We start from the raw sequence: 23379 nt of genomic DNA on the forward strand, positions 1-23379 counted from the left end.
GCTATCCGATGCTGTCGCGCCAGCGTGCCAGCTGCGTGATCGCCTGTTCGAGCAGGGCTTCGGGCTTGCAGTGGCACAGGCGGACGATGTGGCGCGGGGCGTCGGGGCCTTCCCATAGCGCTGAAAGCGGGATCGATGCGACGCGTGCTTCACGCACCGCCTGTTCGGCAAAAGTGCGGTCGTCGAGCGGGATGCCCGATGCGGCCAGATCGATGCAGGCGAACCAGGTGGCGGCACTGTCGAGCACGGCGAAGCCTTCGCGGGACAGGCCTTCGAGCAAGGCACTGCGGGTCTGCGCCCAGCGGTCGCTGCAGGCTTGCGCGATAGCGGGCTGATCGAGCCCGGCGGCGACGGCCCACTGCAGCATCGGCGGAGTGGTGAAAGTGAGGAACTGGTGCGCGCGGGCGAGCACTGCGGCCATCTCGGGCGCGGCGATCAGCCAGCCGACCTTCCACCCGGTGACGCCGAAGATCTTGCCGGCCGAGCCGATCTTGACCGTGCGTGCGGCCATACCCGGCTGGGCCAGCAGCGAGGCGTGGGGATTGCCGTCGAAGCGGACGTTTTCCCACACCTCGTCGCAGATCGCGATCAGATCGTGCGCGGTGCAGACTTGCGCGAGCATCGCGAGGTCTGCGGGGCTGGCAAGCGTGCCGGTGGGGTTGAGCGGATCGTTGAGCACGAGCGCGCGGGTGCGCGGGGTGATCGCGGCGTCTATCGCGGTGCGGTCATAGCCCCAATGCGGCGGGCGCAGGGGGATGAACACGGGCACGCCGCCAGCGCGCCGGATCATCGGCGCATAGGCATCGTAGGCGGGCGCGAAGAGCAGGACTTCGTCGCCCGGTGAGACGACGCCGAGGATGGCGGCAGCGATAGCCTCGGTCGCGCCGCTGGTGACGATCACGCCTTCAGGCGCGATGGCGAGGTGCTGGGTGCGGGCGTAGAACCTTGCGATGGCGCGGCGCAGTTCGGGCAGGCCCGCCATCGGCGGATATTGGTGCGATTTTTCCGCAGTCGCGTGGGCGAGCGCGTTCAGCAGGGCAGGGTGGGGCGGATCGTCGGGGAAGCCCTGCCCGAGATTGATCGCGCCCAGATCGCGCGCGAGGCCTGACATGTGTTCGAACACGGTGAGCGGCATGTCGCGGTAGACGGGTGCCAGCCGCTGCGCGGGATCGGTCATCAGAACGCGGCGATTCCGGTGATGGCGCGGCCCAGGATCAGCGCGTGGACATCGTGCGTGCCTTCGTAGGTGTTGACCGTTTCAAGGTTCACCATGTGGCGGATCACCTGATAGTCCCCCGAAATGCCGTTGCCGCCATGCATGTCGCGCGAGGTGCGGGCGATGTCGAGCGCCTTGCCGACGTTGTTGCGCTTGACGATCGAGATCATCTCGGGCGCGAAGGCACCTTCGTCCATCAGGCGTCCGATGCGCAAGCTGGCGTGGAGGCCGAGCGTGATGTCGGTGAGCATGTCGGCCAGCTTCTTCTGGAATAGCTGCGTGGCGGCAAGCGGTCGGCCGAACTGGTGGCGGTCGAGGCCGTACTGGCGCGCGGCGGCAAAGCAGAATTCGGCAGCGCCCAAAGCTCCCCACGAAATGCCGTAGCGGGCGCGGTTGAGGCAGCCGAACGGGCCTTTCAGCCCTTGCACGTTGGGCAGCAGCGCGTCGTCGGGCACGAACACGTCTTCCATCACGACCATGCCGGTGATCGAGGCGCGCAGGGAGATCTTGTTCTCGATTTTGGGCGCGGACAGCCCCTTCATGCCTTTTTCGAGGACGAAGCCGCGGATGCCATCGCTGTGCGCGTCGCTCTTGGCCCAGACCACGAAGACATCGGCGATCGGCGCGTTGGAGATCCAGGTCTTGGTGCCGTTGAGCACGTAGCCGCCGTCAACTTTCCTGGCATGGGTGCGCATGCCGCCCGGGTCGGACCCGGCGTCGGGCTCGGTCAGGCCGAAGCAGCCGATCCATTCGCCGGTGGCGAGCTTGGGCAGGTACTTGCGGCGCTGCTCTTCCGAGCCGTATTCATAGATCGGGAACATGACGAGGCTCGACTGCACGCTCATCATCGAGCGGTAGCCTGAATCGACCCGTTCGACCTCGCGCGCGACGAGGCCGTAGGCGACGTAGCCGGCATCGGCGCAGCCGTATTCCTCGGGCAGGGTCAGCCCCAGCAGGCCCTGCGCGCCCATCTCGCGGAAGATTTCGGGATCGGTGTGCTCGTTGGCGAAGGCATCGATCACGCGCGGCTGCAGGCGGTCCTGCGCGAAGGAGCGCGCCGCGTCGCGGATCATCCGTTCATCGTCGGTAAGCTGGCCTTCGAGCGCCAGCGCGTCTTCCCAATCGAACCGGACCATGCCTGCCATTTTCGTATCTCCTGATTGCTTGACGATTGGCATTGTCTCGCGACCGCATCAACACGCCTTTTGTTCATTTGTTGTGGTGGCGCGAAAGAATGTGCCCCGCGCGGGCGACTTGCGCCTTGCAGGTCATGCGATACAAGTTGCGTATAGCAACGATAAATCCGGAGAGCGCGTGATGGCTACCCAACTGCGGTCCAACATCGAATGCAGCGACGCCGAGTGGCAGGCCCGGCAGGAGCTGGCGGCGTGCTATCGCATCTACGACCACCTCGGCTGGTCCGAATCGATCTACAACCACATCTCGCTGAAGGTGCCGGGCGAGGACAACGCTTTCCTGATCAACCCGTTCGGGCTGCTCTATTGCGAGGTGACCGCATCGAACCTGGTCAAGATCGACCTCGACGGCAACAAGCTGGCGCATAGCGATTATCCGGTCAATCAGGCGGGCTTTACCCAGCATGCCTATTTCCACCGGCATCTGCCGTGGGCCCACGCGATCTCGCATGTCCACACGACCGAGACGATGGCGGTGTGCAGCCTTGCCGAAGGGCTGATGCCGATCAACTTCTACGCCTGCAGCTTTACAGGTCAGGTCGCCTATCACGAGTTTGAGGGCGTGACCGTGCGCGCAGAGGAAGGCGAGCGGCTGCTGGCAAACCTTGGCGACAAGCGCATCCTGATGCTGCGCAATCATGGACCGGTGGTTATGGCCAGGACTCTGCAGCAGATGTTCCTCACGCAGTGGAGCTTGCAGCGCGCCTGCGAGATCCAGATCGCGACGCTGTCGATGGGCCAGCCGGTGGTGCGCGTGCCCGACGCCGTGGTGCAGGTGCACCAGCGCGATCTTGGGCAGGTCAATGCCGGTGGCGCGGTGGGCGAGGCCGACTTTGCGGCTTGGACGCGGCGGATCGACAGGATCGATCGCAGTTGGCGGGATTGATTGCGGCGTAGGTGGCGGGCTAGAGCCGCTTCATGGCCCGCCTTACCGTCAACAACCAGCCCGTGCAGTATCGTCTTGATGACGATACGCCGTTGCTGTGGGCGCTGCGCGATGCGGCCAACCTGACCGGCACGAAGTACGGCTGCGGGACGGGCGAGTGCGGCGCGTGCATGGTGATCGTCGACGGGCAGGCGATGCCGAGCTGCACGCTGTCGCTGGGCGAGGCCGAAGGACGCAGCGTGACCACGATCGAAGGGCTTTCCGCCGATCGCTCGCACCCGGTGCAGCAGGCGCTGGTGGCAGAACAGGCGATCCAGTGCGGGTTCTGTACGCCGGGGATCGTGATGGCGGCGGCGGCCTTGCTGACGACCAATGCCAGTCCGACCGACGAGGACATCGGGCGCGCGATTACCAATATCTGCCGCTGCGGGGTGTACCCGCGCTTGACGCGTGCGATCCAGCGCGCGGCGCGGGTGCTGCGGGGCGAGGAGACGATCAGTGCCGCGCCACCGCCGGCGATCGTGGCGCCGGGGGCGGGGTAGCTGCGGGTCATGCCGCGACAATATTCAATTGCTCCCCCGCGAAGGCGGGGGCCTCAGGCCTTGGCGTGCAACCTCCTGCGGTCCCCGCCTTCGCGGGGACGCATGATTGGTTGATTTGGAGAAGAGACGATGAAGGCAACGATCTGGCACAACCCCGGCTGCGGGACTTCGCGCAATACGTTGGCGCTGCTCGAGGAAGCGGGTGCCGATGTGACGGTGATCGGATATCTCAAGACCCCGCCGAGTGCCGACAAGCTGGCGCAGCTTTACCGCGATGCCGGGATCACGCCGCAGCAGGGTTTGCGGTTGAATGGCACCGATGCCGAAGAACGCGGGCTGCCACAGGCCGATGACGCGACGGTGCTGGCAGCGATGGTTGCTGAGCCGAAATTGATCGAGCGTCCGCTGGTCGAGACCGACAAGGGCGTGCGGCTGTGCCGTCCGAAAGAAAAGGTGCTGGAGATCCTGTGACGGACGCGCTGCGCTGACGTCGGGTTGAGGTTTCCTCGACACGAACGGGTTTATCTCGTTGGTAGGATTCAGCTAGCGCGCCCTAGAAGGGCAGGGGCTTGCCTGCGAGGATCAGCGCCATGGCACTGCCGAGCACGATCAGCTTGCGCGCTATTTCGTGCAGCACGAAGGGGGCATGCGGAGCGTGAGCCAAGGAGACGGAGCGAACCATGACCCGTGGTTACGCGCCGACCCCTTAACAGTGGGTAAAGATGGTCAATCCCGAAGCCATTCGAGCAGCGAGGCGAGGCATTCACGCGCCAGCAGCTTCGAGCGTTCCGGACTCCAGCCCTGCGCCGGGCATGGCAGGTCGTCGTTGTCCTTGAACGGCATTTCGAGCGTCATCGCCACGCAGCCGAAGCGTTCGGCAAGCTGGTTGGTCGACATCGACAGGTTGGCGCGGCCTGCGCCAGCGGTGGGATAGCCGCGCTTGGTCTGGAAATCGGGCGTGCGCCGCTCGAGGATCTGGCGGTAGCGGGTGTAGGCGGCACCTTGTACTTCGGTCCATGACGGGATGCCTTCGAACCCGGCGATGAACACGTAGGGGATCGCTTCGTCGCCGTGTACGTCCATGGCGAAATCGACGCCGGTTGCATCCATCGCGTTGCGGATCGCCAGGACTTCGGGCGAGCGTTCCGCCGAGGGTTCATGCCATTCGCGGTTGAGGTTCACGCCGACCGCGTTGGTGCGCAAGTGGCCGCGGCACGAGCCATCGGGGTTGGCGTTGGGCACGATGTGGAAGCGGCAGCGCTGGCGCAGCGCGCGGGCGTGGGGGTCGGCGGGATCGGTGAGCATGTCGAGCGCGCCCTCCATCCACCATTCGGCCATCGATTCGCCGGGATGCTGGCGCGCGTAGAGCCAGACCTGCTTGGGGCCATCGCCGAGTGACAGGCAGTCGATCGGCTGGCCTTCGATGCTGAGGCCGAGGTTGCGCAATTCGACTCCATCGCAGGCGGCGGTCTGTGCGACCAGATCGTGATGGCGCTCCATCGAATAGGGCGCGAAGTAGGCAAACCAGCAGGTCCCGGCAGCCGGGGTGTGGCGGATGGTCAACGTACCGCCGTCTTCCTGGGCGTCGTAGCTGGTTTCGGTGCGGCCCCAGAATTCGCGATCTTCTGAAAAGGCGGCGCGGTAGGCGGGCCAGCCGCCGGGATAGGCCGACGCGGAAAGTCCGGTGATCTTGAGCGTAAGCGCGCGTCCGGCGGCACCGTCCACGCGAAAATGAAACCACTGGAAGAACTCGGAATCCCGGTCCTTGCGGATCGCGAGCCGGGCGGTGGTGCCGTCGATGGAACGGACTTCGATGTTACCGGAATCGAATGCGGCGTTGATGCTGATCTGGTTCATTTCACCTTGATAGTCGCACCGGACTTGCCGGGGAAGCCCGCGAAGAGGGCGCGCGCCATGCGCGGTGCGGCAAGAGCGGGAGCGGCTTCCTTCGCCTTGGCATTCTCGCGCGATTCGGCGCGGCCTTCCCATAGCGCTTCGCCGGTGATCCGGTCACGAATGCGCACGGACAGGCGCGTCAGCACCAGTTCCTTGGGACCGCCGCCAAGGTTGAGGCCGAGCCCGAGGCCCACGCCGCCGCCGTAGCTGCCGGTCGATCCGCCGACACCCACGCTGAACGGACCGCGCGCGCCTTCGCGGCGCACGGTCTCGCGATCGACCTCGACTTGGGCGATGGCGTTGGCCGCGCCCGGGGTGGCGGTGCCGAAGCCTGCGGCGAGTAGTTCGCGCGCCACGGCATCGCGCCACACGGCCTGTTCGAGGCTGGCGGGATCGGTGCCGGGTGCCGATTCGACGATGACCGCTGCGCCGCTCAGGCGAGCGACCGTCTGCGGGGTGTGGAACGCGGTAACCTCGATCTCCGCAGGCTTCGCCACGACGGGGGAGGTCGTGAGTGACAGCAGGGCGACTGCGGCGGCAAGGCATTTCATGTCAGCGATCCGGTTGTTCATGCAAGACGGTGCGACGTCTGCAGGTGGCGCGCAATGCCAAATGGCACAGCACAGGTGGCGTCAGCCGATGGGCGCGATCTCGGTGGCGCTTTCGAACCTGTCGAACAGCGCCGAGGCGAGGCGGGCGGCGACCGCGCCGTTGTCGAGGCCTTCGTCGTCCTCGCGCGTCTGGGCGATGGCGTGGCCTTCCCACAGCACGCGATCGCTTGCGCGGTCGCGGATGCGCACGTCGAGGCGGGTCGCGACGATGGCCTTGCGCGGCTTGGTCAAGTCGATGTTGAGGCCCAGTGCAGTGTAGCTGCCGCGGTTGGACACGCCGACCGCCATCTCGCCCGACACTGGCTTGCGCTTGGGCTCTTCGGGAACGACGGTCTGGTGTGTGATGCCGATCTGCGCGATCTGGCCGCCAGTCGCTCCGCTGACGGCGGTGTCGTAGCCGAGCTTGGCAAGCTGATCGACGACGGCGGCTTCGTAAACCGGGAGCTTCCATTCGGCCTCGGCACCGGGGGCAGCGGCGACGGTGATCGGGCCCTTGCCGAGCTGTGCGGCGGAACCCGTGGCGCGGAAAGCCTCGACATCGACGCGGGCGGCGGGACCGGTAGAGCGGCGGCCATCCTCACCGCGCAGGCGCTGATCGCCCAGCGGTGAACCCCATGCCCCGCCCTGCGGATAGGGCTGGGCTTGCGCGAACACCGGCAAGGCCAGGCTTGCAACGAGCGCACAGGAAAGCAATGGGAGCTTCATTCGTTGTTTTCCTGTTTGCAATGTGGACGACCTACTAACACGTGTAAGCCCGTGCCGCTGTCGCAGGTATGAACGCCGCCGAGGAGCTATTGCCAATGACCAAGCTACCCGTTCTCGTCACCGGCGGTGCAGGCTATATCGGAAGCCACGCGGTGCTGGCGTTGAAGGATGCGGGGTGGCCGGTTTCGGTGATCGACAATCTGGTGACCGGCTTCCGCTTTGCGGTGCCCGAAGGCGTGCCTTTCTATGAAGGCGATATCGCCGACTCGGAACTGGTCGCGCGGATCATCGCCGAGCAGGGCATCAAGGCGGTGATGCATTTTGCCGGATCGGTGGTCGTGCCCGAATCGGTCGAGAACCCGCTGAAGTACTACCACAACAACACTGCCAAGAGCCGCGCGCTGATCGAGGCTGCGGTGACCGGCGGGGTGCCGCATTTCATCTTTTCGTCGACCGCTGCGACTTACGGCATCCCCGAGACATCGCCGGTGCGCGAGGATTGCCCGCAGCGGCCGATCAATCCCTATGGCATGTCCAAGCTGATGACCGAGGCGATGCTCGGTGACGTGGCCAAGGCGCACCCGCTCAACTATTGCGCGCTGCGCTATTTCAACGTCGCAGGTGCCGACCCGCAGGCGCGCACCGGGCAGTCGACGGCGGGCGCGACGCACCTGATCAAGGTTGCGGTCGAGGCGGCGCTGGGCAAGCGCGAATCGGTCGGCGTCTATGGCACCGACTATGCGACGCCAGATGGCACGGGCGTGCGCGATTACATCCACGTATCCGACCTGGCCGCCGCACACGTTCTGGCGTTGCAGGCGCTGGTCGAACAGCCGGACCGCTCGCTGACGATGAACTGCGGCTATGGGCGCGGGTTCTCGGTGCTCGAAGTGCTGGACGCGGTGGACCGGGTGACCAACCAGAAGATCGTGCGCAAGCTGGAGGGGCGCCGTGCGGGCGATCCCGATGCGCTGATATCGGACAACGCAGCGATTCGGGCAACGCTGCCGTGGGTCCCGCAATACGCCGATCTCGATACGATTGTGTCACACGCGCTGGCGTGGGAGCGCAAGCTGGGCGAGATGGCTCAGGCTTAGGTAAGGCCCGCTCTCGGTACAGGCGGCCCTTAGTACAGGCTGGCCTCATCCGGTGTCTTCGCGTTTTGCGCGCGCCACTCGGTGTAGCGCAGGAATGTGCCGTCGGGCTGGCGCAGGAAATCGCATTGCTTGGCGATGGTGCGCGCAATCTGCGGCCAGTGCTCCATGCGGTCCGTGCCGAAATTGAAGCACAGAAACACCGCGCGCTCGTCCAGCTCGCCAAGGGCGGTGGAATGCCGGAAATGGGTGCCGAAGACGATGCCCTTGCCCAAGCGGTAGGTCAGTGTGGGGCGCTCGTTGCGCACGCTCTCATACGTGAGCCCCAGGCCGCCGGTGTTGGCGGTAAGCGGGGCCATCAGCGTGAACGCCTGGTTGTCCTGCGTCAGCCAGTCGCAATGCATGTTGAGCGCCGTGCAACTGCTGCGTGTCACGAAGAACCCTGCGTAAAGCCTGATCTCGCGGTCGTGGGGAACGAACGGCGCAACCATCGGGCCGACCCCGCTGCGATGGAAGACCTGCTCGAACCAGTCGTAGGCAGGTTTGTCGGCGTGGCTCAGCCAGCAGATATCGCTGCTCCAGCCGCTCGGGCGCTCGTTATACAGCCGCACTCCGTTGGACAGGGTGTAACGCGCGCCCTTTTCCTCCATTCGCCGCGTCTCGATGGCTAGCGGTGCAAGCTCGTCGATGATCGCGTCAGGCATGTCGCATTCGAAGACATTGGGAGCCATCAGCGCAGCGTTGAGGAAGCGGGGCTGTCCCGGCACATGCAGTACACCCGGTATGGCTTGCGCTGGCATGGTTTCCTTTCGCGGACCGGCGTACTGTATCCGCATTTCGGTTCATCGGGGTTGCCCGGGATTTGCACGCGGAACACGTTTTGACAAGCGCGGCGGCGCTGGCAGGGTTGACTTGGTGGAATGCCCTCTTTAACGGCCACGCTTCAGTTTTCAGCCCGGTCAGCTCGGGCAAAGGGATTCGACATGAAGATTCGCAATAGCCTGAAGTCGCTCAAGGATCGTCACCGGGACAACCGCGTGATCCGTCGTCGTGGCCGCGTCTATGTGATCAACAAGACCCAGAAGCGCTTCAAGGCGCGTCAGGGCTAAGACTTTCAGAGTTTCGGTGCAGTCTCGCGACGGCGGGGCTGCATCGGAAACACCGGCAGGCTTCCTTGTGAAGCTGTGTTGCCCCCGCCGAAACGCGGGGGCGCTGTCGTTTGTGGGGCATCGGATTTGGTCGAAGCTGTCGTCTGGGATATCGGCCGGGTGCTGGTCGAATGGGATCTGGCGCGAATCTATCGCGATGCGATCCCCGATGACGGCGCGCGCACCCGATTCGTCAGTGAAGTCGTGACCGAGCAGTGGCACATGCAGCACGATGCGGGCGTGCCGTTTGCGCAGATGGTGGCGGCAAGGCAGGCCGAATTTCCACACCATGCCGATCTGATCGCGCTTTATGCGACCGACTGGCTTGAAAGCATACCGGGACCTGTTGCCGGAACGCACGAATTGATCGAGCGCCTGACCGCGCGGGGCGTGCCGCAGTACGCGATCACCAATTTCGGCGTGGAAGCCTGGGCGTTGTTCCGGCCCACATTCCCGATTCTGAACCACATGCGCGACATCGTGATTTCAGGGGTTGAGCGGCTGGTGAAGCCGGGTGAGGCGATCTTCGATCTGGCGGCGCGGCGGTTCGGCTGCAGCCCAGACGCGATGCTGTTCATCGACGACAGCGCGCCGAACGTCGAGACAGCGCGGCGGCTGGGCTGGCAGGCGTTTCACTTTACCGGCGATGCGGGCGCACTTGAGGTGCGGTTAATTGGGTTGGGGTTGCTCTAAACACCATCCGTTCGTGTCGCGCGAAGTCGAGACACATGCGCACTGTGTCTCGACTTCGGGCTTCGCCCGAAGTTTATCCCGAGCTTGACGAGGGGCTCGACACGAACGGGCTACGGCGGGTTACAACAATCCGAAACCCGCCGCGCCGTCATCAAAAGCCGTCGATGGCTTTGCTGACAAGAACGTTGACCGCCACGCGCCGGTTCTGCGCCTTGCCTTCCGCAGTATAATTGTCGGCCGCCGGATCGGATTCGGCCATGCCCGTTGGGGTCAGCATACGGTACGGCTTCCAGCGGCACTGCTGCTGCAGGTAGTTGATCACGCTGGCGGCACGCTTTTCGCTGAGCGTCTGGTTGTAGTCCTCAGGCCCGACCGAATCGGTGTAGCCGACCACGAGCAGCAGCGCGTTGTCCATGCCTTCGGCGGTTGAGGCTGCCTGGCATAGTTCGGCGCGGGCTTGCGGCGATAGTGCAGCCTTGCCGGTGTCGAAATAGACGTTGGTCGTCGCCTTGACGTTGTAGTTGTCGATGTCGCCCATCCGGCTGCGCAGGCCTTCGGTTGCGGCGCTCTGTTCGGCAAACCCCTGCGCGGTTCCGTTGCGGATCATGTTGGCGGTCTTGAAATCGCCATTCTTGAAAGTGATCTGGCTGGCGAGCAGGTTGGTGCCCGATTGCATGGTCTTGACGGTGACCGGCAAGCCGTTGAGCAGGTTCGTCATATCCAGCTTCTTGGCGCCGAACAGGCCGGTGCTGGCCTTTACCGTCGTGCCATCGTTCAGGAAGATCACCGTGCTCGTGCCGTCGGCAGCAGTGACCTTCATCTTGTCGCCCTTGCGCGCGGTGATGACACCCTTGATTTCAGGCCCCTTGGTCAATTCGGCCATGTCGGGCAGGGCTTCGCCTTCGACGATGATGTTGGGGTTCTGCTCCTGCGCCCAGACGCCGGTCGATGGGCACAACGTTGCCGTGCCCAGCAGGAGAGCAAGGCCCGCTGTTCTGGAAAGGCTGGTCACGAAAAGTCTCCTCACTGATTTCGATTGCAGGCCTGTTGCGAGAATTCTTTCTGGCAGATGAATAGTACGGGTGACCAGCCCTCTCGCTTGGGTAAATCGCACCGGTTTTGGGCCAAAGTGAATATGCGGTCAGGAATCGCAGCCGGGTGAAAGCACCATCAGGCAGCGCGAATCACTGCCGTGCGGCTAGCCCGATCAGCGAAATCTGCCTCCCGTACCCAGGCTCGGCCCGGTGCGTGGCGCGGCGGTAGGAGTAGAAGCGTTGCTCCTGCGCGTAAGTGTCCTGCCCCAGCATGCCGACTTTGCCGATGCCCGCGTCGCGCAGGCGTGAAGCGGCGTAGCCTTCGAGGTCGAACCACGCGTGGCCTCCGCGGCCAGCGCGGAAAAAGCGTTCGTTCTCGGGCGATTGCTCGAGGAAGCGCGCTTCGAAGGCGGTGTCGACCTCGTAGCTTTTCTGCGCGATGCAGGGCCCGACCACGGCGGCGATGTTTTCGCGCCGGGCGCCAAGGGCCTCCATTGCGGTCAAAGTCGCCTCAGATACCCCGGTGAATGCGCCTTTCCAGCCTGCATGGGCCGCACCGACGATTCCCGCTTGAGCATCATGGAACAGGATGGGCGCGCAGTCGGCGGTGAGCACGCCGAGCACGATGCCCGGGCGGTCGGTGACCAGCGCGTCGGCCTTGGGGCGGTCGGCATCGGTCCACGGCTGCGTTACCGTGACCACGTCGGGCGAGTGGATCTGGTAGCAGGTCTGCAAGATGCCGCCCGGCAGCACCGCCTCGACCGCGCGGCGGCGGTTTTCGGATGTCAGCGCCGAGTCATCCTCGCTGTAGCTGACGTTCAGGCCGGCCAGATCGCCCGTACTGACCCCGCCGCGCCGCCCGAGAAAGCCATGCGCGGCAGTTGCCAGGAGCGGGTGGGTCAGCGCCGCGACGCTCACCCTTCCAGGCTCTTGGTCACCTGTTCGCGCACGTCGCGCGACAGGGTGGGGGCAGCCGCGATCCGTTCGAGTTCGGCGCGCATCAGGGCGGCGCGGGTCTCGTCCACCTTTTTCCAGCGGCCGAGCGACGACACGAAGCGCGCGGCGACGTTGGCGTTGATCGGGTCGAGCCGCAGGATCAGGTCGGCGATCAGGCGATAGCCCTCGCCGCCTTCACGGTGGAAGGCCTGCGCGTTGACCGCATAGGCCATCCACAGCGCGCGGACGCGATTGGGGTTGGCCATCGTGAAGTCGGGGTGCTGTGCCAGTGCCTTGACGTGCTCGGTCGCGTTGGGGTTGAGCGAGCCTGCCTGGAGCGAGAACCACTTGTCGATGACCAGCATGTTGCCGGCAAAGCGATCATGGAAATCGGCGAGCGCGGCTTCGCGTTCGGCGACGCTAAGGCTGCACAGAACCATCAGGGCCGACTGGCGGTCGGTCATATTGGTGGCGCTGTCGTACTGCGCCTTGGCGCGTGCGGCGGCTTCGGCGGGGTCTGCCGGGGCGAGATGGACCAGCGCCTGCGTCTTGAGTTTGCGCGCGCCACGTGCGGCTGCGTCGAGGCTGTAGGGCACTGCGCTGCAACGGTCGTGCAGGGCGAGCCACTTGTCCTTCAGCGTTTCGCCCAGCCAGCGCTTGAGGCCTTCGCGTTCGGCGAAGATGCGCGTGGGGTCGGCGCGGGTGAGCTGTTCGGCAAGGTAAGCCTCGCCCGGCAGGATCAGCAGTTCGCCGCGCATCAGATCGTCGAGCGCGGTGTCATCGAGGATCGCACCCATGGCATCGCCGATCGCGGCGCGCCCGGCAGCGCGCTCGGCATCGGACATCGTGCCCGAGATCGCGGCAACGAGGTGGCGCACGATCAGCTGCTGCATCGCTTCGTAGCGCGCGAATGGATCATCGTCGTGCGCCGCGAGGAACACCAGATCGTCGGCGGTGATCGGCGCGGTGATCTCTACCGGGGCGGAGAAGCCGCGGTTGATCGACAGCACCGGCGCGTCGGCAAAGCCTTCGAAGGTGAAGGTCTGGCTGGGCTGGTCGAGAACCAGCAGTTCCTCGCCGTGGTGCTGACCCGTCGCGCGGTCGAACAGCGCGGTGCGCAAGGGAATGACCATCGGTTGCTTGACCGGCTGGCCGGGGGTGGGGGCCATCGTCTGCGTCAGCGTGAGGGTGACGGTTGAGCCGGTGTGCGCCATTTCCACGGTAACCTTCGGCGTACCGGCCTGTTCGTACCAGCGGCGGAACTGGGCGAGGTCGATGCCCGCGCCATCCTCGATGGCCTTGACGAAATCCTCGCACGTCGCGGCCTCGCCATCGTGGCGGTCGAAGTACAGTGAAGTGCCCTTGAGGAATCGCTCCATGCCGGTCAGCACGGTCATCATGCGGATGACTTCGGCGCCCTTGTTATAAACCGTGGCGGTGTAGAAGTTGCTGATTTCCTGATAGGAATCCGGGCGGATCGGGTGGGCGAGCGGGCCTGAATCCTCGGGGAACTGCGCCGCGCGCAGGACGCGGACGTCTTCGATCCGCTTGACCGGGGGTGAGCCGCGATCGGCGCTGAACTGCTGGTCGCGCAGGACGGTGAAGCCCTCCTTGAGCGAGAGCTGGAACCAGTCGCGGCAGGTCACGCGGTTGCCCGACCAGTTGTGGAAGTATTCGTGCGCGACCACGCCTTCGACCGCGTCGTAATCGCCGTCGGTGGCGGTTTCGGGGTCTGCCAGGATGTAGCGCGTGTTGAAGACGTTGAGGCCCTTGTTCTCCATCGCGCCGGCGTTGAAATCGCTGACCGCGACGATGTTGAAGATGTCGAGATCGTATTCGCGGCCGTAGACGTCCTCGTCCCACTTCATCGAGGCGATGAGCGAGCGCATGGCGTGATCGGTGCGCTCCTCGTCGCCCGCGCGGACGTAGATCGCGAGGCTGACCTTGCGGCCGTTCATCGTGGTGAAGCTGTCGCGGTTGGCCACGAGATCACCCGCGACCAGCGCGAACAGGTAGGAGGGCTTCGGCCAGGGATCGTGCCATTCGGCCCAGTGCGTGTCGTCGGGGCCATCGCCTGAATCGGTCGGGTTGCCGTTGGACAGCAGGACCGGAAAAGCAGCCTTGTCGCCGGACATGCGCACCGAGTAGACCGAAAGCACATCGGGGCGGTCGGGGAAGAAAGTGATCCGGCGGAAGCCCTCGGCTTCGCACTGGGTGCAGAGCAGGCCGTTCGACGCGTAGAGGCCGGAAAGCTGGGTGTTGGCGGTGGGATCGATCAGCGTTTCGATGCCGATATCGTGCGCATCGCCGGGCAGGTCGATGACCAGATCGGACCCGTCCATGTGCCAATCGTTGTGCGGATGGCCGTCGACAGTGATCGCCTTCGCTTCAAGCGCATCGCCATTGAGGCGCAGTTGCGTGGTGGCGTCTCCTGCGGGATTCCTGCGCACCTTGAGCGTGGACTGCACCTTCGTCGCATCGAGCGAGAGCGCGAAATTGAGCGCGATCTGCGGGATCAGCCATTCGGGGGGACGATAGTCCGCGCGGTGGATCACGGGCGGCGGGGCGAATGGTGCGCTGGACAGATCGTTCATGGCGCTGAACTTAGGAACGCTTAGCCAAAGCGGCAATCGCGGTTATGAACCTTTCGATGAACAGCATGCTGATTTTCGGAATGGGCTACACCGCGCAAGTGCTGGCGGCACGGTTGCGCGGGGCCGGGTGGCTGGTGCGCGGCACGGGGAGCGCAGGCGACATCGCGTTCAATGATGGCGGTGCGGTGCGTGAGGCGCTGGGTGCGGCAACGCATGTGCTGTCGTCGGTGCCGCCGTTGCGCGCGGGCGGTGGCGATCCGGTGCTGGATACTTACGGCGCGGATATCGCTGCGAGCGGGGTGGAATGGATCGGGTATCTGTCCTCGACCGGGGTCTATGGCGATGCGGGTGGCGCGTGGGTCGATGAAAGCGCTGTCGTGGGGCAAGGGCGGCGCACCGCGCGGGCTGCGGCGGATCTCGACTGGCAGGCGCTGGATCGCCGCGTGCGGGTGTTCCGCTTGCCCGGAATCTACGGGCCGGGGCGCAGCGCGCTCGACCGGGTGGCGGAGGGCCGGGCGCACCGGATCGCCATTCCCGATCAGGTGTTCAGCCGGGTCCATGTCGATGATATCACCAGTGGGGTGATCGCCTCGTTCACGGGGCCTGCGGGGGTCTACAATCTGGCGGACGACCTGCCGTGCAGCCAGAACGCGGTGATCGAAGAGGCGGCGCGGTTGCTGGGGTGCGAGGCGCCTGTGATGCAGTCACTCGAACAGGCGAACCTATCGCCGATGGCGCTGGCGTTCTATGCCGAAAACCGGCGCGTGGCGAATGGCAAGGCGAAGCGGGTGCTCGGCTGGAGCCCTGCCCATCCGACCTATCGCGAGGGCTTGCGCGCCTTGAGGGCGAGCACCAGCCCGACCATGACCAGCACCGATCCGGCGGCGGCGATCAGCGACCAGCGGTAGCCTTCGAACATCGTCGAGAGCACCATCGCGACGACCGGCACGAGCACGCCGTTGTAGGCACCGCGCCCTGCTCCCAGTCGTTGCAACAGGCGGAAATAGAGCGGGAAGGTGACGACCGAGCCGATCAGGGCGAGATAGATCACGCCGAACAGATAGGCGGGGCTGGTGTCGAACTGCGGTGAGCCTTCGACGGTCCACGCAAATGCGCCGTCGATGAGCGCGCCGAACAGCATGGCCCATGCGAGCAGCGGGACCATCGGCTGGTGACGCGCCCCGGAGCTGGCCTGCAGCACGTTGGCGGATGAGGCGCTGAGCAGGGCGGCGGCGGTGAGCGCGATACCGACGAGGACTTTGCCCTCGGGCGGGGCCATGCGGTATTCGTGGAGCAGCAACAGCGCGATGCCGACGCCCGCTACCGCTGACCCGGCGAGAAAGCCGCGCGTGATCGGCTGCTTGAGGAAAAGCCAGCCGAGCAAGGCGTTGGGCACCATCAGCAGCGCGAACAGCACCGCGACTATCCCTGAGGTCAGGTGCTGTTCGGCGCGATAGACGAACTGGAAGTTCATCACGAACTGCGCGAGGCCGAGCAGCGCGGCGATACGCAGGCCGGCAGCGTTTATGCGCAACGATTCGCGCCGGATCAGCGCGAGTGCGCCCATGCCGATGGCGGCGACGATGAACCGCCAGGTGACCGACCAGCTTGGCGGGACCGCGCCGATCTGGTCCTTGATCACCAGCCAGGTCGAACCCCAGATCAGCGCGACGATGAAGAACGGACCTGCGACGCTCAGCTGCCAGAAGCGCGCGTGGCCGGGGAGTTCATGTTCCGGATCGGCGCTCACAATGCAGCGATCGCGCGGGCGAGTGCGCTGACTTGTGCGGGGTCGCTGTTCCAGGCGGTAACGAGGCGTGCGGCTCCGGGCGCTCCGGCGGGCGCGGTCCAGTCGTAGAAATCGAACCCTTGCGCGCGCAAGGCGTCCTGCTCGGCTGGAGACATCACGACGAAGATCTCGTTCGCCTCGACCGGGTGGAACACGCGTGCACCGCATGCAGCGGCGATTTCCTGCGCGGCATCGTTGGCGGCGCGGGCATTGTCGAGCCACAGGTCGCGCTCGATCATCGCGAGGACTTGCGCGGCGAGGTAGCGGCCCTTGGACTGGAGGTGTCCGGCGCGCTTGCGGCGGTAGCGCACGACATTGGCGAGTTCCATGTCGAAAAACACCAGCGCCTCGGCGTTCATGCCGCCGTTCTTGACGCAGCCGAAGCTGAGCACATCGACGCCTGCCTGCGCGGTGAGTTCGGCGGGGTGGCAGCCCAGATGCGCGACCGCGTTGGCAAAGCGCGCACCGTCCATGTGCAGGCCAAGGCCCCGGCCTTGCGCGAGTGAGCCGATCGCGGCGATCTCTTCAGGCGTGTAGACGCGGCCATATTCGGTGGCCTGCGTGATCGAAATGGCGTGAGGCTGGACCTGATGCACGTCGTCACGGATCGGGTCGATCAGGGTGCGGATGGCTTGCTGCGTCAGCTTGGCGCCTTCGCCATCGGCCAGCATCAGCTTGGCACCGTGCGTGTAGAAGCCTGGCGCGCCGCCTTCGTCCATCTCGATATGGGCTTCGCGGTGGCACACCACGCCGCCGTGGGGCGGGACCATCGCGGCGAGCGCGAGGCAGTTCGCCGCCGTTCCCGTAGCGACCCAGAGCGCGGCGCATTCGGTACCGAACAGGTCGGAGAACGCCTCGTCCAGCCTTTGCGAGAGCGCATCGCCATCGTAGCCCGAATCGGGGGCGTCGGCGGCGTGCATCGCCTCCCACACGCGGGGGTGGACGGCGGCGGCATTGTCGGAAAAGAATTTCATCGGAAACCGCAATGTCGGCGCGCACGTTTGGGGTCAAGCCCAGCACTTCGGGTCAAGCAAGGAGAAGCGGCATGGCAGACAAAGCAGATGTTACGATTACCCATTTCGATCAGGGCGCGCGTGGCGAATATCACGCCAAGGTTGAGGGCAGTGATGTCATCGGACGGCTGACCTACAGCCAGAAGGGCGATGTCGTGACTGCGGACCATACGCTCGTGCCGCCAGAAATTGGTGGGCGCGGGGTTGCGGCGCAACTGGTCGAGGCGCTGATCGCCGATGCGCGCAAGATGGGCTTCAAGATCGTGCCGCAGTGCAGCTATGTGGACGTTGCATTCCGCCGCCACCCGGAATGGGCGGACCTGCGCGCCTGAGCAAGGGCTTCAGGCGTCGTTCGCGATCGGCAGGCTCAACGTGGCGTCCAGTCCGTTCTCGACCCAGTCGATCGCGAACGTGGCGCCGCGCGCCTTGCAGATACGGTCGATCAGCCGGAGTCCCTGACCGCCGACCCGGGACGTCGATTCGACGCGCGTGTCCGAACGCTCCTGCCAACGAATGACGTGGCTGTCGCCCGAGGTGCGCGAATCGACTGCGATGCGGCCGCCCATGCCGATGGCGCCATGCTTGGTCGAGTTGACCGTCAGTTCACCGATCACGAGCGAGATCACGTCTGCATGTTCGCGTGAGACGGCCAGTTCGTCATTGCACACCAGACTGACGGTCTGACGACCACCGTCCTGAAAGGGTGAGACGAGCGTCGACAGAAGATCCGACACGTCGGCTTCCTCGCGCTCATCGGAAAAAAGAGTCTGGGCGCGGGCCAGAGCCGAAATGCGCGCTACCATCTCGTCGGCGAATGCGGAATTTTCGGCGTGGCCCCGCGCAATCGTGCGCAGCATGGAACAGACGATGGCAAAGCTGTTCTTCAGGCGGTGGCGCATCTCAGCGAGGAGAATCTGCAGGGCTTCACGGTCGGCATGAAGCTGGCTGACGTCGCGTGAGATCGAGATGAAGCCCGCCGCAGTGCCGTCTGGTGCCTTGACCGGGGAGACGCTGATTTCCCACCAGCGCGGCGTGCCTTTGGCTGTCGGGCAGAACGCCTCGATGCGCGAAACCTTACCAGATGCTGCCGTCTCCATCGCGTCACGGATCAGGGCGCGAGACTCCTCGGGCCAGAGCATCGCCCATTCGGTATCCTTGATCGGATTGAAATCGGCGATCTCCATGGCACACAGGCCATTCGGATTCATCCACAGCAGCCCACCATCCGGCCCGACGAGTTTGACGCAATCGGTGCTCTGTTCAAGGACGAGCGACAGGCTTTCGGGGGAGAGGTTGGCAGACTTCAACATTGAACCAGCCCCTCGTGCATTCGTGCATAAAGCACAAACAAAGGCAAAGTTCCATAAGCCGGCATCCGGTTCAGCTGTACGAAGGTGAAGGATGTGCCTGATGCCGGGAAATGGTGCTGCTGGGGAGGATTGAACTCCCGACCTCAGCCTTACCAAGGATGCGCTCTACCACTGAGCTACAGCAGCACACCATTTCCAAGACAGCCCATGACCGCGCTCGAAAGGGCGGGCTGGGCAGGGGCGGGCTAATGGCTGCGGGGGGATGCTTTGTCAAGCAGGCGTTGCCCGACCATTTGACAGTGCGGGGCTTGCGGTCTGGAGAGGACGGCGGCAATCATGTGGTGAAATGACCGACAGCAAAACGAACGCCAGCCGCGAAGAGCGCCTTGCCGCGCGGCTGCGCGAGAACCTCAAGCGGCGAAAAGCGCAGGCCAGAGCGCTCGATACGGATGGCGAATCCGCCCCGTTACAGGAAAGCGGCCTTTCCAATCCCGACACGTGACGCTAGGGGCCGCGTGACATTTCAACAGCACAGGATGCCCCGATGCCCCGCCTGATCCTGATCCGTCACGGCCAGTCGCAGTGGAACCTCGAGAACCGCTTCACCGGCTGGTGGGACGTGGACGTGACCGAAAAGGGCGCGGCCGAGGCTTTTGCGGCGGGCCAACTGCTCAAGGACAAGGGCGTCCTGCCGACGCTGGCGTTCACCTCGCTTCAGACCCGCGCGATCAAGACGCTGCATCTGGCGCTGGAAGCGATGGGGCGTCTGTGGGTTCAGGAAGACAAGGACTGGCGCCTGAACGAGCGGCACTATGGCGGGCTGACCGGGCTCGACAAGGTCGAGACCGCGGCCAAGCATGGCGACGATCAGGTCAAGGTCTGGCGCCGCAGCTTCGACATTCCGCCGCCGGTGCTGGACAAGTCGAGCGAATTCGATCTGTCGGCCGATCCGCGTTATGCCGGGATCGCGGTGCCTGCGACCGAAAGCCTGAAAGATACCATCGCCCGCGTGCTGCCATGCTGGAACGAGAAGATCGCGCCGGCGCTGAAGGCAGGCGAAACGGTGATCGTATCCGCACACGGCAATTCATTGCGCGCGCTGGTCAAGCACCTGTCGGGCATTTCGGACGCCGACATTACCGGTTTGGAGATCCCGACCGGACAGCCGATCATCTATGAACTTGACGACAACCTGGCGGAAGTCGAACGCTATTACCTGTCGGAGCGTTGAAGCGCGCCGCAGCCTGAAAGGGGCGGGGGGATGAATACCGAACCGCTGGTCGCCATCGTCATGGGCAGCCAGTCCGACTGGGAAACGATGCAGAATGCCGCCGCCGTGCTTAAAAAGCTCGGTGTGGCGCATGAATGCCGCATCGTCTCGGCGCACCGTACGCCCGACCGGCTGGTCGAATTCGCCAAGACCGCACACCTCCAAGGCTTCAAGGTGGTGATCGCGGGCGCAGGCGGTGCGGCGCATCTGCCGGGCATGGTTGCCTCGATGACGCACCTGCCGGTGCTGGGCGTGCCGGTAGAATCCAAGGCCTTGAAGGGCATGGATTCGCTATTGTCGATCGTGCAGATGCCGGGCGGGATACCGGTCGGCACATTGGCCATCGGCGTTCCGGGCGCGACCAATGCGGGTATTCTGGCGGCGTCGATTCTGGCGACAGCGGACGATGCGCTGGCGCAGCGATTGATCGCCTTCCGCACCGCGCAAACCGAATCGGTTGTGGAGAAGCCCGTCTGATGATCGCTCCGGGTGAGACGATCGGCATTCTGGGGGGCGGGCAGCTTGGCCGGATGATCGCGCTGGCTGCGGCGAACCTTGGCTATCGCTGCCATGTCTATGCGCCCGAGCCCGATCCGATCGCAGCGGACGTCTGTGCGGCATTCACGCAGGGCGAATTCGATGACGAGGCAGCGCTCGCGGCCTTTGCCGAGCACTGCGCGGTGGTGACGTACGAGTTCGAGAACGTGGCGGCGGGGCCGCTGGGCGCGATTATGCCCAACGCGCGGCTGCATCCGCCAGCACGCGCTCTCGAAGTGGCGCAGGACCGGGTTGCCGAGAAGACTTTCGTCGAAGCGCTGGGCGGAATGCCTGCGCCTTGGGCCAAGGTCGATTCGCGCGATGATCTGAAGGCGGCGGTTGCGCGCATCGGCGCTCCGGGTATCCTCAAGACGCGGCGCGACGGCTATGACGGTAAGGGCCAGTGGCGGATCATGCAAGGTGCGGATGCCGACACGCTCGACCTTGCCGATGTGCCGCTGATCTACGAAGGCTTCGTGACTTTTGCCGCGGAATTCTCGGTTATTCTCGTGCGCACATCGGCGGGTGAGGTGCGCTTCTGGGATAGCGCCGAGAACGTGCACAAGAACGGCATTCTTGATCGTTCGACCGTGCCCGCAGCGCAAGTGATCCGCGATCAGGTGGACGCGGCGCGCGGCCTTGCGGGCAAGGTTGCCGATGCGTTGAATTACGTCGGCGTGCTCACGCTGGAGTTCTTCGCGACCGACGCTGGCCCCGTGTTCAACGAGATGGCGCCGCGCGTGCACAATTCCGGGCACTGGAGCATCGAGGGCGCGCTCACCAGCCAGTTCGAGAACCACGTCCGCGCGATTTGCGGCCTGCCGCTAGGCTCGACCGCGCTCGCCGCCAAGGGCGTGGTCATGGACAACCTGATCGGCGACGACGCGCACGATTGGCCCGCGATCCTGTCGGACCCGGCGAACCACCTGCACTTGTACGGCAAGGCGGCGGTGCGTCCGGGCCGCAAGATGGGGCATGTGACCCGGCTGGTGCTGTGAGCGTCCGCCAAGGCCTGTTCCTGATCTATGCCCGCGCCGAAAACGGCGTGATCGGGCGCGACAACGCGCTGCCGTGGCGGCTTCCGGCGGACCTCAAGCGGTTCAAGGCGCTGACCATGGGCCCTGATGGACAGGGTAGGCCGATGATCATGGGGCGCAAGACCTTCGAGAGCTTTCCGTCGCCCCTGCCCGGTCGCCGCCATATCGTGCTGACGCGCGATGCGCAGTGGCGGGCCGAAGGGGCTGAGGTCGCGCATGACGTTGCGGGCGCGTTTGCGCTGGCAGGTGGTGGCGATGTCGCGGTGATCGGCGGGGCGGAAATCTACCGGCTGTTCCTGCCGCTTGCCCACCGCGTTGAATTGACCGAAGTTCATGGGGCATTTGACGGCGACACCTTCGTGCCGCCGCTCGGCGACGAATGGACCGAGGTTACGCGTGAGACACATCCGGCCGACGCGGGCCGACCTGCTTTCGACTGGGTGACGCTGGAGCGCGCACCATGATCCGCCTCGACAGTCGCGAGCCGGTGCCCGAAGCCCTGCGCGGCGGAGTCGTAGCGCTCGGCAATTTCGACGGGTTTCATCTGGGGCATCAGGCGGTGGTCGGCGAGGCGATCCGCTGGGCGCAGGCAGACGGGCGACCGGCGATTGTCGCCACGTTCGACCCGCACCCCAAGCGCTATTTCTCGCCGGACTCGGCGCCTTTCAGGCTGACGACGCTGGATCAGCGGCAGGACCTGTTCGCGGATGCCGGGGCGGACGCAATGCTGGTGATCCACTTCGGTGCCGAGGTTGCGGGCATGACCGCTGCGGAATGGATCGAGGAGGGGCTGTTCGCGCATCTCGGCGCGGTGGGCGTGGTCACCGGTGAGGATTTCACGTTCGGCAAAGGGCGGAGCGGCAATCCGCAAGTGCTGGCCGAGCATGGTGCAAAGGTCGGGCTGCGCGCCAAGGCGGTCGGCGCGGTGACGCTGGCGGGCGAAATCGTATCGTCCAGCCGCATCCGCCACGCTTTGCAGAGCGGCGATTGCGAGACGGCGACGCGGCTGCTGACGCGGCCTTTCGCGATGCGCGGGATCGTGCAGCACGGCGACAAGGTGGGGCGCACGATCAACTTCCCGACCGCGAATCTCGACATCGGCAACTATCTGCGCCCGCGCTATGGCATCTACGCGGTAACGGGGCGTCTGCCCGACGGGCGCGTGCTGAAGGGGGCGGCGAACATCGGCATCCGCCCGACGTTCGATCCGCCCAAGGAATTGCTCGAACCGCACTTTTTCGACTTTGCGGGCGATCTCTACGGGCAGGAGATCGAAGTGGCGTTCCATCACTTCCTGCGGCCCGAGGCGAAATTCGACGGACTGGATGCGCTGATGGCGCAGATGGCATTGGATTGCGAACAGGCCCGCGCGCTGCTTGCCTAGGGCAGTCGCTCGGCAGGGTACGGTGTTCCGTCCTTGTGGAAGTAGTCATCGCCTTCGAACATCATGTCGATATCCGAATAAGCGCCGCTGCCGTTAGGATCCCCGCCGCTGATGCATACCATGACGCAGTCGGTATCGCTTTCGTTTACGAGGTGGTGTCCGTTCTCGACCCCTTTGGCCCAGGCGATCACGTCGCCCGGGCGCACGATCGTGCGGCCCTCGTCCTCGATCAGCACGGCCTCGCCGGCAATCATCACCAGCAGTTCGTCCTCATCGCGATGCCAGTGGCGCTGGCTGGACCATGCGCCGGGCTTGAGCACGACGTGGCTGGCGCCGAATGCGGTCAGCCCGGCGGCGGGTCCGAGCCTGCGATACCAGCGACCCTGAACTTCGCGGTGGAATGGCGCCGGATAGTCGGTGGCGTCGGTCTGCGGGATGGCTTCAAGATCGATCTTTGGCATGGCTGTCTTCCCGGCGCGTGAGTCCCG

General features: G+C 65.1%; 27 protein-coding genes and 1 tRNA gene. 14 read left to right on the forward strand and 14 right to left on the reverse strand.

Annotated elements, in window-relative coordinates:
- Position 1 precedes the first annotated feature (1 nt).
- A complete protein-coding gene (locus GGQ88_RS06470; protein WP_183612298.1) occupies positions 2-1177 on the reverse strand; it encodes an aminotransferase in 1176 nt (391 codons plus the stop codon).
- On the reverse strand, positions 1177-2361 hold the full coding sequence (locus GGQ88_RS06475; RefSeq protein ID WP_183612299.1) for an acyl-CoA dehydrogenase: 1185 nt from the start codon (positions 2359-2361) through the stop codon (positions 1177-1179). The genes GGQ88_RS06470 and GGQ88_RS06475 overlap by 1 nt, the downstream gene beginning before the upstream one ends.
- A 172-nt stretch (positions 2362-2533) precedes the next feature.
- Between GGQ88_RS06475 and GGQ88_RS06480 the strand changes: the two genes are divergently transcribed.
- From GGQ88_RS06480 to arsC, 3 genes are all read left to right on the forward strand, one after another.
- On the forward strand, positions 2534-3298 hold the full coding sequence (locus tag GGQ88_RS06480; protein WP_183612300.1) for a class II aldolase/adducin family protein: 765 nt from the start codon (positions 2534-2536) through the stop codon (positions 3296-3298).
- 32 nt (positions 3299-3330) lie between these two features.
- A complete protein-coding gene (locus tag GGQ88_RS06485) occupies positions 3331-3840 on the forward strand; it encodes a (2Fe-2S)-binding protein (protein ID WP_183612301.1) in 510 nt (169 codons plus the stop codon).
- Between the two features lie 129 nt (positions 3841-3969).
- Positions 3970-4311 carry an arsenate reductase (glutaredoxin) gene (arsC, locus tag GGQ88_RS06490; protein ID WP_183612302.1) on the forward strand — a complete coding sequence of 114 codons (342 nt, stop codon included), beginning with the start codon at positions 3970-3972 and terminating at the stop codon, positions 4309-4311.
- Between the two features lie 255 nt (positions 4312-4566).
- On the opposite strand, the gene GGQ88_RS06495 is transcribed toward arsC, so the two are convergent.
- From GGQ88_RS06495 to GGQ88_RS06505, 3 genes are read right to left on the reverse strand one after another with little or no spacing between them, the layout of a single operon-like run.
- Positions 4567-5697 (reverse strand): M14 family metallopeptidase, encoded by a 1131-nt coding sequence (locus GGQ88_RS06495; protein WP_183612303.1) that lies wholly within the window; start codon positions 5695-5697, stop codon positions 4567-4569.
- Positions 5694-6308 carry a DUF4136 domain-containing protein gene (locus GGQ88_RS06500; RefSeq protein ID WP_246385577.1) on the reverse strand — a complete coding sequence of 205 codons (615 nt, stop codon included), beginning with the start codon at positions 6306-6308 and terminating at the stop codon, positions 5694-5696. The genes GGQ88_RS06495 and GGQ88_RS06500 overlap by 4 nt, the downstream gene beginning before the upstream one ends.
- Before the next feature lie 60 nt (positions 6309-6368).
- The gene (locus tag GGQ88_RS06505; protein ID WP_183612304.1) at positions 6369-7052 is read right to left on the reverse strand and encodes a DUF4136 domain-containing protein; all 684 of its coding nucleotides are present in this window, start codon (positions 7050-7052) and stop codon (positions 6369-6371) included.
- Positions 7053-7147: 95 nt separating this feature from the next.
- Between GGQ88_RS06505 and galE the strand changes: the two genes are divergently transcribed.
- Positions 7148-8149 carry a UDP-glucose 4-epimerase GalE gene (gene galE, locus GGQ88_RS06510; RefSeq protein WP_183612305.1) on the forward strand — a complete coding sequence of 334 codons (1002 nt, stop codon included), beginning with the start codon at positions 7148-7150 and terminating at the stop codon, positions 8147-8149.
- Between the two features lie 29 nt (positions 8150-8178).
- On the opposite strand, the gene GGQ88_RS06515 is transcribed toward galE, so the two are convergent.
- The gene (locus GGQ88_RS06515) at positions 8179-8946 is read right to left on the reverse strand and encodes a hypothetical protein (protein WP_183612306.1); all 768 of its coding nucleotides are present in this window, start codon (positions 8944-8946) and stop codon (positions 8179-8181) included.
- 183 nt (positions 8947-9129) lie between these two features.
- On the opposite strand from GGQ88_RS06515, the gene ykgO reads away from it, so the two are divergent.
- Positions 9130-9255: a type B 50S ribosomal protein L36 gene (gene ykgO / locus GGQ88_RS06520; RefSeq protein ID WP_011446910.1), complete on the forward strand. Its 126-nt coding sequence runs from the start codon at positions 9130-9132 to the stop codon at positions 9253-9255.
- Between the two features lie 126 nt (positions 9256-9381).
- Complete coding sequence (locus tag GGQ88_RS06525) at positions 9382-9987, forward strand: HAD-IA family hydrolase (protein ID WP_246385579.1); 606 nt, start codon at positions 9382-9384, stop codon at positions 9985-9987.
- A gap of 151 nt (positions 9988-10138) precedes the next feature.
- Here GGQ88_RS06525 and GGQ88_RS06530 read toward each other — a convergent pair whose 3' ends face one another.
- The 3 genes from GGQ88_RS06530 to pepN all read right to left on the reverse strand — a co-directional run bounded on the left by GGQ88_RS06530 (position 10139) and on the right by pepN (position 14551).
- Positions 10139-10999 carry an OmpA family protein gene (locus tag GGQ88_RS06530; RefSeq protein ID WP_343057112.1) on the reverse strand — a complete coding sequence of 287 codons (861 nt, stop codon included), beginning with the start codon at positions 10997-10999 and terminating at the stop codon, positions 10139-10141.
- Positions 11000-11171: 172 nt separating this feature from the next.
- Positions 11172-11939, reverse strand: coding sequence for a peptidoglycan editing factor PgeF (pgeF, locus tag GGQ88_RS06535; RefSeq protein WP_183612307.1), 768 nt, complete (start codon positions 11937-11939; stop codon positions 11172-11174).
- A complete protein-coding gene (gene pepN, locus GGQ88_RS06540; protein ID WP_183612308.1) occupies positions 11936-14551 on the reverse strand; it encodes an aminopeptidase N in 2616 nt (871 codons plus the stop codon). The genes pgeF and pepN overlap by 4 nt, the downstream gene beginning before the upstream one ends.
- A 56-nt stretch (positions 14552-14607) precedes the next feature.
- Here pepN and GGQ88_RS06545 point away from each other — a divergent pair, with 56 nt between their 5' ends.
- Positions 14608-15459, forward strand: a complete 852-nt coding sequence (locus tag GGQ88_RS06545) for a Rossmann-fold NAD(P)-binding domain-containing protein (RefSeq protein WP_183612309.1) — start codon at positions 14608-14610, stop codon at positions 15457-15459.
- On the opposite strand, the gene GGQ88_RS06550 is transcribed toward GGQ88_RS06545, so the two are convergent.
- Both GGQ88_RS06550 and GGQ88_RS06555 read right to left on the reverse strand, forming a co-directional pair.
- A complete protein-coding gene (locus tag GGQ88_RS06550) occupies positions 15369-16301 on the reverse strand; it encodes an EamA family transporter (RefSeq protein WP_183612310.1) in 933 nt (310 codons plus the stop codon). The genes GGQ88_RS06545 and GGQ88_RS06550 overlap by 91 nt on opposite strands.
- The gene (locus GGQ88_RS06555) at positions 16298-17314 is read right to left on the reverse strand and encodes a threonine aldolase family protein (protein ID WP_183612311.1); all 1017 of its coding nucleotides are present in this window, start codon (positions 17312-17314) and stop codon (positions 16298-16300) included. The genes GGQ88_RS06550 and GGQ88_RS06555 overlap by 4 nt, the downstream gene beginning before the upstream one ends.
- Positions 17315-17385: 71 nt before the next feature.
- Between GGQ88_RS06555 and GGQ88_RS06560 the strand changes: the two genes are divergently transcribed.
- Positions 17386-17685, forward strand: coding sequence for a GNAT family N-acetyltransferase (locus GGQ88_RS06560; protein ID WP_183612312.1), 300 nt, complete (start codon positions 17386-17388; stop codon positions 17683-17685).
- A gap of 9 nt (positions 17686-17694) precedes the next feature.
- Here GGQ88_RS06560 and GGQ88_RS06565 read toward each other — a convergent pair whose 3' ends face one another.
- Together GGQ88_RS06565 and GGQ88_RS06570 are read right to left on the reverse strand one after the other, a co-directional pair.
- The gene (locus tag GGQ88_RS06565) at positions 17695-18663 is read right to left on the reverse strand and encodes a PAS domain-containing protein (protein WP_183612313.1); all 969 of its coding nucleotides are present in this window, start codon (positions 18661-18663) and stop codon (positions 17695-17697) included.
- A 111-nt stretch (positions 18664-18774) separates the two neighbouring features.
- Positions 18775-18849, reverse strand: a tRNA-Thr gene (locus GGQ88_RS06570).
- Positions 18850-19009: 160 nt separating this feature from the next.
- On the opposite strand from GGQ88_RS06570, the gene GGQ88_RS06575 reads away from it, so the two are divergent.
- Genes GGQ88_RS06575 through GGQ88_RS06600 form a run of 6 tightly spaced genes read left to right on the forward strand, consistent with a single transcriptional unit; the run spans position 19010 to position 22891 of the window.
- Positions 19010-19165 carry a hypothetical protein gene (locus GGQ88_RS06575; RefSeq protein ID WP_183612314.1) on the forward strand — a complete coding sequence of 52 codons (156 nt, stop codon included), beginning with the start codon at positions 19010-19012 and terminating at the stop codon, positions 19163-19165.
- Positions 19166-19207: 42 nt separating this feature from the next.
- Positions 19208-19894, forward strand: coding sequence for a 2,3-diphosphoglycerate-dependent phosphoglycerate mutase (gene gpmA, locus GGQ88_RS06580; protein WP_183612315.1), 687 nt, complete (start codon positions 19208-19210; stop codon positions 19892-19894).
- A gap of 30 nt (positions 19895-19924) precedes the next feature.
- A complete protein-coding gene (gene purE / locus GGQ88_RS06585; protein WP_183612316.1) occupies positions 19925-20410 on the forward strand; it encodes a 5-(carboxyamino)imidazole ribonucleotide mutase in 486 nt (161 codons plus the stop codon).
- A complete protein-coding gene (locus tag GGQ88_RS06590) occupies positions 20410-21468 on the forward strand; it encodes a 5-(carboxyamino)imidazole ribonucleotide synthase (RefSeq protein WP_183612317.1) in 1059 nt (352 codons plus the stop codon). The genes purE and GGQ88_RS06590 overlap by 1 nt, the downstream gene beginning before the upstream one ends.
- Positions 21465-21971, forward strand: a complete 507-nt coding sequence (locus GGQ88_RS06595; RefSeq protein ID WP_183612318.1) for a dihydrofolate reductase — start codon at positions 21465-21467, stop codon at positions 21969-21971. The genes GGQ88_RS06590 and GGQ88_RS06595 overlap by 4 nt, the downstream gene beginning before the upstream one ends.
- Positions 21968-22891 (forward strand): bifunctional riboflavin kinase/FAD synthetase, encoded by a 924-nt coding sequence (locus GGQ88_RS06600; RefSeq protein ID WP_183612319.1) that lies wholly within the window; start codon positions 21968-21970, stop codon positions 22889-22891. The genes GGQ88_RS06595 and GGQ88_RS06600 overlap by 4 nt, the downstream gene beginning before the upstream one ends.
- On the opposite strand, the gene GGQ88_RS06605 is transcribed toward GGQ88_RS06600, so the two are convergent.
- The gene (locus GGQ88_RS06605) at positions 22888-23352 is read right to left on the reverse strand and encodes a cupin domain-containing protein (RefSeq protein WP_183612320.1); all 465 of its coding nucleotides are present in this window, start codon (positions 23350-23352) and stop codon (positions 22888-22890) included. The genes GGQ88_RS06600 and GGQ88_RS06605 overlap by 4 nt on opposite strands.
- Positions 23353-23379 lie beyond the last annotated feature (27 nt).

The organism is Novosphingobium hassiacum (assembly GCF_014196055.1).
GTDB classification, from domain to species: domain Bacteria; phylum Pseudomonadota; class Alphaproteobacteria; order Sphingomonadales; family Sphingomonadaceae; genus Novosphingobium; species Novosphingobium hassiacum.